The sequence below is a fragment of the Chelatococcus composti genome (assembly GCF_014201415.1).
GTDB lineage: Bacteria > Pseudomonadota > Alphaproteobacteria > Rhizobiales > Beijerinckiaceae > Chelatococcus_A > Chelatococcus_A composti.
Genome location: NZ_JACHEH010000003.1, coordinates 102899 through 113968, shown reverse-complemented (window position 1 = coordinate 113968; position 11070 = coordinate 102899). Strand labels below are relative to the sequence as shown.

Genomic DNA, 11070 nt, shown 5'->3' with positions numbered 1-11070 from the left:
GAGACCTGAGATGGGTATCGAGCTCACCCCGCGTGCGCGCGGGATCGTCGGCGTGCGCGCCGATTCCGGCAATGCCACCAAAATCCTGGCCGAACTGCAGAAGACCTTCGAGGACTTCAAGGTCGAGCGCGACAAGGAACTCGCCGACATCCGGGCCGGCATGGCCGATGTGGTCCAGACCGAAAAGGTCGACCGCATCAATGCCGAGATCACCGCCCTGCAAAAGGCCCTCGACGAGACCAATGCCGCGCTGGCAGCGCTCAAGGTCGGCGGGGTGGGTGGCCCGGCTGACCCCGACAAGGCCGAACATGCCCAGGCCTTCGACCGCTTCTTCCGCCGCGGCGTCGATGCCGGCCTGCGTGATCTCGAGGTCAAGGCCAAGCTGACCACCCAGTCCGATCCTGACGGCGGCTATCTGGTGCCGGAAGAGACCGAGGCCGGGATCGACCGGGTGCTCGGCACCGTCTCCACCATCCGCTCGCTCGCCCGCACCATCTCGATCTCGACCAGTACCTACAAGAAGCTGGTCAATATGGGCGGGGCGACGTCGGGCTGGGTTGGCGAGGAACAGGATCGTCCTGGCACGGCCACGCCGACCTTGCGTGAGATCGCCATCAATACCGGCGAGATCTACGCTATGCCCGGCGCCACGCAGACCTCGCTCGACGATGCGCGCATCGATCTTGCCGCATGGCTGGCCGACGAAGTGGCGATCGAGTTCGCCGAGCAGGAGGGGGCTGCCTTTGCCCATGGCGACGGCATCAACAAGCCGCGCGGCATCCTTGCCTATGACACGGTGGCCAATGCCTCCCATGCCTGGGGCAAGATCGGCTTCGTCGCTTCAGGCAAGGCTGACGGCTTTGTTGCGGCGACCGCCTCGGCCAATCCTGCCGATTGCCTGATCGACCTCTACTATGCCCTGAAATCCGGCTACCGGAACGGGGCCTCCTGGCTGATGTCGGATGCGACCATGAACACGGTGCGCAAGTTCAAGGACGCCGAGGGCGCCTATGTCTGGGCGCCACCCTCCGGCCCTGCACAGGTGGCCACCATCCTCGGCAAGCCTGTCCACACCGACGACAATATGCCGGCGGTGGCGGCCAATGCCTTTCCCGTCGCCTTCGGCGACTTCGGCCGCGCCTATCTGATCGTCGACCGCATCGGCATCCGCGTCCTGCGCGATCCCTACACCGCCAAGCCGAACGTGCTGTTCTACACCACCAAGCGGGTCGGCGGCGGCGTGGTCAACTTCGAGGCGCTCAAGCTGCTGAAGGTCAGCACCTGATCCACATGACGGGCGGCTCCGGCTGCCCGTCTCCTCATCATTCCCATTCATCGAAAGGACATCTGTCATGAAGGACGGTATCTCCGGCCTCAGCCTGGTTGCGTCTCTGGTTCCGGCCGTGGTCACGGCCACCACCAAGGGCAGCCATGCCGATCTGCAGGGCTACAACGCGGCAACGCTGATCATCACCACCGGGGCGATTGCCGGCGACGGCCTCTTCGTCGTCGCCATCCAGGAGAGCGACACGACCACGGATGGCGATTTTGCCGATGTGGCGGCCGGCGATCTGCTCGGCTCTTTGCCGACTGCGCTTGAGGCCAGCACGGTCTATAAGCAGGGCTACAAGGGCACGAAGCGCTACATCCGCGCCGTCATCACCAAGACCTCCGGCACATCGATCGCTGCCGGCGCCGTCTTTGCGCTTGGCCATCCCCACGACGCGCCGGTCGCCTGATCGGTCAGAGCGGCCAGACAGTCGGCAGCGCCGAGATTCTGGCCGCCCCCCGTTCATCAACCTGTTGGAAGACAGCCATGCTCGCTCCCGTCCGCACGGTTGCGCCCGCGACCATGCCGGTGTCGCTCAGCGAAGCCAAGGCCCATCTGCGTGTTGATCATGATGACCAGGACGATCTGATCACCGCTCAGATCAAGGCGGCGACGGCATATCTCGACGGCTGGTCCGGCATTCTCGGGCGGGCGCTGATTACCCAAACCTGGCGACAGGAGTTTGGCCGCTTTGCCGATCACCTGCCATTGCCGCTGGCGCCGGTGACCGCGATCGACAGCGTCAGCTACTTCGACGGCGACAATGTGCAGCAGACATTGGACACCGGCGTCTACGATCTGTTTGCCGACGCGCGCGGTGCCTATGTCACCCGGCGGTCAGGCCAATCCTGGCCGGCTACCTTCCGTCGCGCGGATGCCGTCTCGATCATCTTCACCGCCGGCTATGGCGCGGCGGCCGGCGTGCCGGAGCCCATCCGCCAGGCCATCCTGCTCATCGTCCAGCGCCTGTTCGATGGTGCAGACACCAGCATCGATGTTGCCATTGACCGCACCGTCCATGCCCTGATCGCACCCTATCGCAGAAGCCCGATCTGATGGCCAGGATCACCGCCAATGCCCTGCGCGACCGCGTCCGCCTCGAAAAGCGCGAGGAGATCGATGATGGCTATGGCGGCACCTATGGCCAGTGGGTGCCACAGTTCGAGCGTGACGCCTGCATCCTGCCCTCCAAGGGCGGCGAAACCGTCATCGCGTCGCGCCTGCAGGAAGTGCAGCCGGCGCTGATCATCGTACGTTACGATGCCGAGACCGCAACCATCACCGCCGCCTGGCGGCTGATCGAGACCCGTTCCGGCACCGTCTACAACATCCGTACCTCCGCCGACATGGAGCGGCGCGGCCGCTTCATCACCATGCTGTGCGAATCGGGGGTGGCGACCTGAGCGCCAAGGGCAAGCCGGAACCAGAGTCTCGGGGAGACCGCCATGACACCATCCAAAGCCGGCGATCACTTCCGTGTGTCCGAGACTGAGCTTGAAGCGCTCCTGGTTCGCGCTTCCGAAACCGGCGCTCGCCGCGCCCTGCAAGAAGTCGGGCTTGAGGGCAAGGATGCCGCAGAAGATATCCGCGACCTGCGCTCGCTGCTGGCCGGATTCAGGCTGGCCAAGCGCACTGCCGTGCAGACGACAGTCCGCATCCTCACCACCGGCATCCTGATCGCGCTGATGGCCGGCTTCGCCATCAAGCTGAAGCTCTTCGGACCGACGCCTTAACCCATCCGCCCGACCCATCAGACCACCGCCCGCCCTCGTCGAGGTGCGGGCTTTTTTTTTTGTGCCTGGAGACCTGCGATGACGACAATGACCTACAAACACTGGCGCGACGTGCCCGAGCGCTCGTGGCGCTGGCCGAACTTCTCCCCTGCCGAGATCGCCTGCCGGGGCACCGGCAAGCTGCTCGTCAACGAACCCGCGCTCGACAAGCTCCAGGCGCTGCGCGACCGTCTTGGCAAGCCGCTCATCGTCCGTTCGGCCTACCGCAGTCCGGTGCACAACCGGGCCGTCGGCGGCGCGCCACGCTCAAAGCACATGGACGGCACGGCCTTCGACATCGCCATGGCGAACCACGACCCGGTGGCCTTCGAGGCGGCGGCGCGGGAGGTCGGGTTCCTCGGCTTCGGCTTCTACCCGCGCTCGGGCTTCATTCATGTCGACCTCGGGCCCGCACGGCAGTGGGGCGAGCGGTTCCCGGTACGGGCGACGGCATTTGCAGCCGAAACGCCGCCCGCCCGCGAAGTGCTGGCCGACAGCCGCACCATGAAGGGTGGAGGGGCGGCTGGTGTGGCGACGCTGGGCGCCGCAGGGGTGGAGGTCGCGCAGAGCGTCTTGGCCGAGACCCAGACCGCCATCCTGCCGCTCGTGCCGTATCTCGACACGTTGCGCTGGCTGTTCATCGCCGTCGCGCTCGGGGGCATCGCAGTCACGATCTACGCCCGGCTCGATGACTGGCGCTGGGGGCGGCGATGATCGCCGCGCTCCTCACCGGGATCGCCGCCAGCCCATGGATGCGGGCGGCGCTGCGCTACGGAGCCATCGGGCTGGCAGTGCTCCTTTTCCTGTTTTCGCTTCGGAGGTCCGGCGAGCGAGCGGGACGCCTCGCTGAACGCCTTGAGACCACGGAGAAGGCCAATGATGTCCAACGCCGGATGCTGGAAGCGGCAGCTCGCCGCCCTCGCGATCGCGACGAGCTTGCTGAGCGGCTGCGCGACGGTCGGTTCTGAACCTGGCGGCAGCTCTGCATGTCCGCCGGTCGTGGAGTACAGTCGCGATCTCCAGGCACGTGCGGCCGACGAGCTCTTGCTGCTGCCGGAACGCTCGGTGCTGTCGGAAATGATGAGCGACTATGTCGTACTGCGCGGGCAGGCCCGGGCGTGCAGGGCCATTGACGATCGGAGCTGATCTGCCGATCTCTGGGGATTGATTACCCTTAACTTCTCCAATAATGTGGAGATATGGAAAAGCAGGACACCTTAGCCGCGCTGGCTGCGCTCTCGCAGGAGACGCGTCTCGACATCTTCCGTCTTCTGGTCGAGGCCGGTCCGGACGGGCGTGCAGTGGGGCGGATCGGCGAGGCGCTGGATCTCCCTTCGGCCACGCTCTCGTTCCACCTCAAGGAACTGAAGCACGCCGGGCTGGTGACGGTCCGGCGCGAAGGACGCTCGCTGATCTACTCAGCGGACTTCGCCACCATGACAGGCCTCATCGACTATCTGACCCGCCACTGTTGCGCCGGCGATCCGGCAGCATGCGGGATCGCCCCCTCGACGCACGCCGCCCGGAAAGAGACCGCATGACCACCAGGATCTATCACAACCCGAACTGCGGCACGTCGCGCAACGTGCTGGCGCTGATCCGCAACTCCGGCGATGAGCCGGAGGTTATCGAGTATCTGAAGACGCCCCCGAGCCGCGAGCGGCTCGTGGCGCTGATCGCCGCGATGGGGATCCCCGTGCGCGACCTCCTGCGCCGGAAGGGCACGCCCTACGACGAGCTCAAGCTCGATGCCCCCAAGTTCTCCGACGACGAGCTGATCGACCTGATGCTGGAGCATCCCATCCTCATCAACCGCCCCATCGTCGAGACGCCGCTCGGAACACGGCTCTGCCGCCCCTCCGAGGCGGTGCTCGACATCCTGCCGAACCCGCAGCGCGGGGAGTTCCGCAAGGAGGACGGCGAGCTCGTGGTGGACGCCGACGGGCGCCGCGTAAACGAGAGCCCCGCCCGATGAGCAACGACACCTACGCGCCCACGGCCGAGGCCATCGCAGCGGCGCCTGCCGGCATCGGCTTCTTCGAAAAGTGGCTCTCTGTCTGGGTGGCGCTCTGCATCGGCGCCGGGCTGCTGCTCGGCAACGTGCTGCCGGGCCTGTTCGAGACGCTCGCCGCGCTCGAGATCGCGTCCGTCAACCTGGTCGTTGCCGTCCTGATCTGGGCGATGGTCTATCCGATGATGGTGGCGGTCGACTTCGCGAGCCTGCGCCACATCGGCGATCGGCCGAAAGGGCTCGTGCTGACGATCGTGGTGAACTGGCTGATCAAGCCCTTCACCATGGCAGGGCTCGCCGTCCTGTTCTTCGAGGTCCTGTTCGCGGACCTGATCGCACCGGCCGATGCGCAGCAGTACATTGCCGGTCTGATCCTGCTGGGCGCGGCACCCTGCACCGCGATGGTGTTCGTCTGGTCGCAGCTCACTCGGGGCGACGCCACCTACACGCTGGTGCAGGTCTCGGTGAACGACGTCATCATGATCTTTGCCTTCGCGCCCATCGTGGCGCTGCTCCTCGGCGTCACCGATATCGTCGTGCCCTGGGAGACGCTCATCCTCTCGGTCGGGCTCTACATTCTGATCCCGCTCGCTGCCGGCGCCGCCACGCGCCAGTGGCTCGCGCGGGGCCGCCGGGGGGCGGACGCCGAGGCGGCGGTCGCGCGCTTCACGGCGGCGGTCAAGCCCTTCTCGGTGCTCGGCCTGCTGGCGACGGTCGTGCTTCTATTCGGGTTTCAGGGGCAGATCATCCTGGAGCAGCCGCTGCTGATCGCGCTGATCGCGGTGCCGCTCCTGATCCAGTCCTACGGCATCTTTGCGCTGGCCTATGCTGCGGCCTGGGCGTGGCGCGTGCCCTTCAACGTCGCCGCGCCCTGCGCGCTGATCGGTACGTCCAACTTCTTCGAGCTCGCGGTGGCCGTCGCGATCAGCCTCTTCGGACTGCAATCCGGCGCTGCGCTCGCGACCGTGGTCGGTGTTCTCGTCGAGGTTCCGGTCATGCTGTCACTTGTCGCCTTCGCCAATCGGACTTGTCACCATTTTCCCGCGGATGACGGAGGCGCGCGGCATGGCTGACCATCCCGTCCCGATCGAAGACCTGCCGAACATCGACCCAGCATCGCTCCGGCCGATCGACGTGGCTGCGCTCGCCGGGCCCGGCGCGCCGGCGCACCCGCCCCGCATCCTGATGCTCTATGGATCGCTCCGGACGCGCTCCTACTCGCGCTTTGCCTCGGAGGAGGCGGCGCGCCTGCTGCGCTGGTTCGGCGCCGAGACCCGCGCCTTCAACCCGTCCGGCTTGCCGCTGCCGGACGCGGAAGACCCCGACCACCCGAAGGTCAGGGAGCTGCGTGAGCTCGCCACTTGGTCGGAGGGCATGGTCTGGTGCTCGCCCGAGCGGCACGGCGCGATGACCGGCGTCATGAAGGCGCAGATCGACTGGCTGCCGCTGTCGCTCGGCGGCGTGCGGCCGACGCAAGGCAAGACGCTCGCGGTCATGCAGGTCTCCGGCGGCTCGCAGAGCTTCAACGCCGTCAACCAGATGCGCATCCTCGGCCGCTGGATGCGCATGGTGACGATCCCAAACCAGTCCTCGGTGGCGAAGGCGTGGGGCGAATTTGATGAGGGCGGCCGCATGCGGCCGTCGCCGTACTACAATCGCATCGTCGACGTCATGGAGGAACTCGTGAAGTTCACCCATCTCACGCGCGGCCGTTCGGCCTATCTAACCGACCGCTACTCGGAGCGGGTGGAAAGCGCTGAGCAGCTGTCCAAGCGCGTCAACCAACGCTCGATCTAGCATTTTCCTCTGCCGCTGAGGTGCTTGCGCGGAGCGGGGCCATTAATATCGCAGCATCGCACTCACTGAGACGAGGCGCTTGTCGACATCATCGCAAGAGGCGCAGCGGGTCGCTCCCGACCAACAACTACGAAGAAGCGCTACATTGCGTTGATCGACGCAGCGCGCGTGGTCAGTCGAGGAACTCGGGCTACCCCCGGACGCGTACGCCATCACCGACCGCGCCCCGTCACGCCAGAGCGCCATGAGGACCAGTACTTTCTCGATGGAGAAACCGTGCCCCTGAACGGGGCGGATAAAGCGCAACGTGTGACGCGCCGCAGGTCTCCTCTGGGCCGGGGGCCAAGCATCACCCTTGAAACGCCCGCTCATGAGGGAAATCGCCTTCCTTCAGATATGCAACTTCCGCCCGCGACGAGCGGCGGCCAAGAACCTGATTGCGATGGGGATGACGGCCGAACGCCGCGATCACTTGCTTCACGTCCAGGGCCTGCTTCACGAGCGAACGGTAAATCGGCTGCAGGTGCGTGGGGGCTTCTGCGGCGATCTCCTCGCGAAGTCCGATGAGAAGGTCCAGGCGCTGGAGATGGTCTGGCCCTTCGCAGTGGCCGAGTGGCAGACCATGAACGACCTTGAACCATGGCGTTGATAGCGCGGCGTAGTGGCCATTCAACAATCCGTTCATTGCCAGCGCCAGCGCCGCCTTGTCCTGCGCGAAAGCGTGGGCATCGCCTCGCCAGACCGATCGCGAGAACTGATCGAGCACGATGATGAGCGCGAGCCTGCCTTCGGGATCGGAGGCCCAGTGGTCAAGATTTCCCGCGGCTCCTTCAACTGTGAGTTCCGCGAAGCGGGCCGTGATTTCGTCGTCCGCGCCGCCCCGCATCCGCCAAGACCAATGGCTGCGATGGACGTCCGCATCTATGTCGAGCGAGTTCCCCTCAGGGAACCAGAATTCGAGTACGACCTGCCATTCATTGCGTTTGTTCGTGTTCTTCATCGCAAAACGTGTGCGCCGAGGGACTGAACATCGAGACTAACGCCCATCCATGTCAACAGGTCCAAAACGAAACACTCCATTTGGCCAACAGGTTTATACGAGGCCAATGTGGAGGCAAATTCAGGCCAGCTGGTGTCGCAGCAGCACGCGGACTGGTCATCCACACGTGATGGACCTATGGTTAAAGAGGCCTGCCAAAATACAAGGAGCACACCATGCGCGGATTTGTCGATGACATCGAAAAGTTGACCGAGGAGAACGCCGACTATCGGCGGGTCCTCTATACGGCGAGGAACATGCAGTTGGTCCTGATGGCGCTACAGCCCGGCGAAGAGATTGGCGAAGAGGTGCATGACGGTGGCGACCAGTTCTTCCGTGTCGAGAAGGGGCAAGGCGAGATCCTGATCGATGGCGCCGCACACAAGATAAAGTCGGACATGGCGATGATCGTACCGGCGGGCGCGCGACACAATGTCAGGAATACGGGCGACGAGCCCCTCAGGCTTTACACGATCTACAGTCCTCCCGAACATGTCGATGGCGTCGTCCATTCGACCAAAGGCGAAGCCGACGCTGCCCACGAGCACTTCGACGGAAAGACGACCGAAGAATAGCTCGGCTTTGCCGACTCTGTCGGAAACCGGCACCAGTCTCACTGACAGGAGCCAGCTGCGACCATCGTCGAACGTTCATGATCTCGTCGCTACGGCGGGCGGCGCGCGTTGTTGCGCCCGGAAGCATAGTTTCGGCATGAGAGCCTGCGCCGCGATTAGGAGATGAAGTGGGAAAAGCATTCGAGATCGATCGTTCGTTCGTTTTGACGGTCCTGACCGTCGCTGGGATGCTTCTGGCCATACTCGCTCTTTGGCCGCTGCAGGGTGCCGCCGCCGCGTACTTTTCCCTCGCAGGTCTGTTGCTCGTTTATCTAGCGGGCGGACTGCCAGCCGCTTGGCGGGCGGCCGCCACCTTGTGGGAGGAGCGGATCCTCGACATCGACCTCTTGATGGTCGTTGCAGCGGTCGCGGCTGCGGCCGTCGGGGCGCCTTTCGAGGGCGCCGTCCTGCTGACGCTCTTCAGCATCTCCACGACGCTGGAGGAACGGGCGCTCGGCCGCGCGCGCCGGGCCATCGAGGCGTTGATGGAGCTTCGGCCGGAGACGGCACTTCGCAAGGCGCCGGACGAGTCAGTCTCGGAAGTCCCTGCTGCCGATCTTCAGGTGGATGACGTCGTGGTGCTGCGGCCTGGCGCGCGGGTTCCGGCGGACGGGGTGATCGTCAGCGGCCGGGGCTCTCTCGATGAAGCCCATATCACCGGCGAGTCCATGCCCGTCGCCAAACAACCCGGCGCCCCGGTCTTCGAGGCGACGGTCAACCTCGACGGCGTGCTCGAGATGGCCGTAACGAAGACGATCGAGGAAAGCACCGTCGCCCGCATGATCGCACTCGTGACCGAGGCGCAGGCGGCCAAGGCTCCGTCGGAGCGCTTCAGTGCCTGGTTCGGGCAACGCTACACGGTCGCGGTCATGGTCGGAGCCGTCCTGGCCTTCGCCGCGTTCTACTGGCTGGGGCGCGACTGGGAGGAGGCGCTCTACCGATCAGCGACCCTGCTGGTAGCGGCGAGCCCCTGTGCAATCGTGATCTCCGTCCCTGCCGCGATCCTCTCCGCCCTGTCGGCTGCCGCGCGCGGAGGTGTATTGTTCAAGGGCGGCGGCGCGCTCGAGACGCTGGCGGCGGTCGACACCTTCGCCTTCGACAAGACGGGAACGCTGACGACCGGCAGGGCCTCGATCACGAAGGTGGTGGCGCTCGACGGCAATGAGCGACGCTTCCTCTCGCTGCTGGCTGGACTTGAGGCCCACTCGGAACATCACAGCGCGGCAGCCATCCGGCAGGAAGCCGTCAGCCGCGGTGTTGAACCGGCCAAGGTACTTAACGTGATCACCCGGCCGAGTGCCGGCATCGTCGGCGACGACGGCGGGAGGCAGGTATGGGCAGGCAATCCGCGACTCGCCAGGCAAATGGACGCTTCCATCGATCACCCGATGCTGAAGGCGTTGGCTGCGGACACCGAGACGGTCATCTATTTCGGGCGGGATCAGCAGGTGATGGGAGCTGTTACCATCGCGGATCAGGCCCGCCGACCTCTGCGGCGGCGCTTGCCGCATTGCGGGAAGGTGGGGTCACCGCAATCATCATGATGACCGGCGATCGCCGTCCGGTTGCGTTGCGGATTGGCGAAGAGCTCGGATTGAAGCCCGAGGAAATCCATGCCGACATGCTGCCGGAGGACAAAGTCAGGATGGCGGGGGAGTTGGCTGCAAGAGGCAAGGTCGCCTTCGTCGGCGACGGGGTAAATGACGCCGCCGCGCTGGCCCGCGCCGATGTCGGGATCGCCATGGGTGCTGCGGGCTCCGACGTCGCGCTCCAGGCAGCCGATGTGGCGCTTCTGTCGGAAGACATGGGACGGCTCGCGGAGGCGCATCGACTGGCGCGGCGCACGGCGCGGATCATTCGGCAGAACCTCGCCTTCGCCATGGGTGCCATGGTCATTCTGGTGACGGGCGCGCTGTTCTTCGAGCTGCCTCTGCCGCTCGCAGTGATCGGTCACGAGGGCGGAACGGTTCTGGTGGTGCTCAACGGGCTGCGTCTGCTGCGGGACCCCATCCGCCGCAACGAAAACAAGTCAGCGTCACCAGATCAGGTGGTGACGGTCGACAGCATCAGCGCCCCCGTCCAACGTCATGCCTATCGCAGGAAAATCCCGCGGCGCGCGGGTTGAAGACAACGACTTCAACTCGTTTCCGGCCCAGAGAAGGTTGGATGTCAGTCCCTCTCCCTCCGCCATCCCTCTTTCCAGCCTTGCTCTCCGGCAAAGCAAAATCGGCTGAAACCTCTAGGGGTTATCCCTCTTTCGGTGTTCCGTCTTTCCCGCCTGCGGACTGATCGGGCAGACCATCGCCACACGCGGCGCGCGGGTCAGGCTGGCGGCTATTATCGCCAAGGGCACGGCGGACATGCCGGGCTGCCGCAGCTAAATCGTCGCCTGCGACATGGAGGATACCGGCCCCCTGTGGGTGACGGGAGGTGTGGAAGGTCAGGCAGAGCCCCACCCGCTCGCTCGACCTGCCGGCGGTGAGGGCGTCAATCGCCGAGGCGCGGCC

13 protein-coding genes and 1 pseudogene are annotated in these 11070 nt (G+C 65.3%); 13 read left to right on the top strand and 1 reads right to left on the bottom strand.

Annotated elements, in window-relative coordinates; genetic code table 11:
• Positions 1–10 precede the first annotated feature (10 nt).
• From HNQ73_RS06790 to arsH, 11 genes are all read left to right on the top strand, one after another.
• Positions 11–1285 carry a phage major capsid protein gene (locus HNQ73_RS06790; RefSeq protein WP_183333591.1) on the top strand — a complete coding sequence of 425 codons (1275 nt, stop codon included), beginning with the start codon at positions 11–13 and terminating at the stop codon, positions 1283–1285.
• Positions 1286–1352: 67 nt separating this feature from the next.
• Positions 1353–1739: a hypothetical protein gene (locus HNQ73_RS06785; RefSeq protein WP_035029109.1), complete on the top strand. Its 387-nt coding sequence runs from the start codon at positions 1353–1355 to the stop codon at positions 1737–1739.
• A gap of 77 nt (positions 1740–1816) precedes the next feature.
• Positions 1817–2386 (top strand): head-tail connector protein, encoded by a 570-nt coding sequence (locus tag HNQ73_RS06780; protein ID WP_035029107.1) that lies wholly within the window; start codon positions 1817–1819, stop codon positions 2384–2386.
• Complete coding sequence (locus tag HNQ73_RS06775) at positions 2386–2733, top strand: phage head closure protein (protein WP_035029104.1); 348 nt, start codon at positions 2386–2388, stop codon at positions 2731–2733. The genes HNQ73_RS06780 and HNQ73_RS06775 overlap by 1 nt, the downstream gene beginning before the upstream one ends.
• Before the next feature lie 42 nt (positions 2734–2775).
• On the top strand, positions 2776–3063 hold the full coding sequence (locus tag HNQ73_RS06770; protein WP_183333589.1) for a DUF6127 family protein: 288 nt from the start codon (positions 2776–2778) through the stop codon (positions 3061–3063).
• A gap of 78 nt (positions 3064–3141) precedes the next feature.
• Positions 3142–3816, top strand: coding sequence for a YcbK family protein (locus HNQ73_RS06765; RefSeq protein ID WP_035029097.1), 675 nt, complete (start codon positions 3142–3144; stop codon positions 3814–3816).
• Positions 3817–3978: 162 nt separating this feature from the next.
• Positions 3979–4248 carry a hypothetical protein gene (locus HNQ73_RS06760; protein WP_183333587.1) on the top strand — a complete coding sequence of 90 codons (270 nt, stop codon included), beginning with the start codon at positions 3979–3981 and terminating at the stop codon, positions 4246–4248.
• A gap of 53 nt (positions 4249–4301) precedes the next feature.
• Complete coding sequence (locus HNQ73_RS06755; RefSeq protein ID WP_035029088.1) at positions 4302–4643, top strand: ArsR/SmtB family transcription factor; 342 nt, start codon at positions 4302–4304, stop codon at positions 4641–4643.
• The gene (gene arsC, locus HNQ73_RS06750; RefSeq protein WP_182793615.1) at positions 4640–5077 is read left to right on the top strand and encodes an arsenate reductase (glutaredoxin); all 438 of its coding nucleotides are present in this window, start codon (positions 4640–4642) and stop codon (positions 5075–5077) included. The genes HNQ73_RS06755 and arsC overlap by 4 nt, the downstream gene beginning before the upstream one ends.
• The gene (gene arsB / locus HNQ73_RS06745) at positions 5074–6186 is read left to right on the top strand and encodes an ACR3 family arsenite efflux transporter (protein WP_051520660.1); all 1113 of its coding nucleotides are present in this window, start codon (positions 5074–5076) and stop codon (positions 6184–6186) included. Before arsC ends, arsB begins: the two co-directional genes overlap by 4 nt.
• Positions 6179–6910, top strand: coding sequence for an arsenical resistance protein ArsH (arsH, locus tag HNQ73_RS06740; protein WP_035029230.1), 732 nt, complete (start codon positions 6179–6181; stop codon positions 6908–6910). Before arsB ends, arsH begins: the two co-directional genes overlap by 8 nt.
• Before the next feature lie 349 nt (positions 6911–7259).
• Here the strand turns inward: arsH and HNQ73_RS06735 are convergent, their stop codons facing one another.
• Positions 7260–7910 carry a DUF924 family protein gene (locus HNQ73_RS06735; protein ID WP_183333585.1) on the bottom strand — a complete coding sequence of 217 codons (651 nt, stop codon included), beginning with the start codon at positions 7908–7910 and terminating at the stop codon, positions 7260–7262.
• 215 nt (positions 7911–8125) lie between these two features.
• Between HNQ73_RS06735 and HNQ73_RS06730 the strand changes: the two genes are divergently transcribed.
• Both HNQ73_RS06730 and HNQ73_RS06725 read left to right on the top strand, forming a co-directional pair.
• Positions 8126–8524 (top strand): cupin domain-containing protein, encoded by a 399-nt coding sequence (locus HNQ73_RS06730; protein WP_035029077.1) that lies wholly within the window; start codon positions 8126–8128, stop codon positions 8522–8524.
• A gap of 227 nt (positions 8525–8751) precedes the next feature.
• Positions 8752–10688: pseudogene (locus HNQ73_RS06725) on the top strand (heavy metal translocating P-type ATPase).
• Positions 10689–11070 lie beyond the last annotated feature (382 nt).

What these genes read in the sequence shown, in the direction of transcription:
- HNQ73_RS06755 (WP_035029088.1), top strand. Translation starts at nt 4,302, where the DNA reads ATGGAAAAGCAGGACACCTTAGCCGCGCTGGCTGCGCTCTCGCAGGAG.
- HNQ73_RS06765 (WP_035029097.1), top strand. Translation starts at nt 3,142, where the DNA reads ATGACGACAATGACCTACAAACACTGGCGCGACGTGCCCGAGCGCTCG.
- HNQ73_RS06775 (WP_035029104.1), top strand. Translation starts at nt 2,386, where the DNA reads ATGGCCAGGATCACCGCCAATGCCCTGCGCGACCGCGTCCGCCTCGAA.
- HNQ73_RS06790 (WP_183333591.1), top strand. Translation starts at nt 11, where the DNA reads ATGGGTATCGAGCTCACCCCGCGTGCGCGCGGGATCGTCGGCGTGCGC.
- HNQ73_RS06785 (WP_035029109.1), top strand. Translation starts at nt 1,353, where the DNA reads ATGAAGGACGGTATCTCCGGCCTCAGCCTGGTTGCGTCTCTGGTTCCG.
- HNQ73_RS06780 (WP_035029107.1), top strand. Translation starts at nt 1,817, where the DNA reads ATGCTCGCTCCCGTCCGCACGGTTGCGCCCGCGACCATGCCGGTGTCG.
- HNQ73_RS06735 (WP_183333585.1), bottom strand. Translation starts at nt 7,910, where the DNA reads ATGAAGAACACGAACAAACGCAATGAATGGCAGGTCGTACTCGAATTC.
- arsB (WP_051520660.1), top strand. Translation starts at nt 5,074, where the DNA reads ATGAGCAACGACACCTACGCGCCCACGGCCGAGGCCATCGCAGCGGCG.
- arsC (WP_182793615.1), top strand. Translation starts at nt 4,640, where the DNA reads ATGACCACCAGGATCTATCACAACCCGAACTGCGGCACGTCGCGCAAC.
- arsH (WP_035029230.1), top strand. Translation starts at nt 6,179, where the DNA reads ATGGCTGACCATCCCGTCCCGATCGAAGACCTGCCGAACATCGACCCA.
- HNQ73_RS06730 (WP_035029077.1), top strand. Translation starts at nt 8,126, where the DNA reads ATGCGCGGATTTGTCGATGACATCGAAAAGTTGACCGAGGAGAACGCC.
- HNQ73_RS06770 (WP_183333589.1), top strand. Translation starts at nt 2,776, where the DNA reads ATGACACCATCCAAAGCCGGCGATCACTTCCGTGTGTCCGAGACTGAG.
- HNQ73_RS06760 (WP_183333587.1), top strand. Translation starts at nt 3,979, where the DNA reads ATGATGTCCAACGCCGGATGCTGGAAGCGGCAGCTCGCCGCCCTCGCG.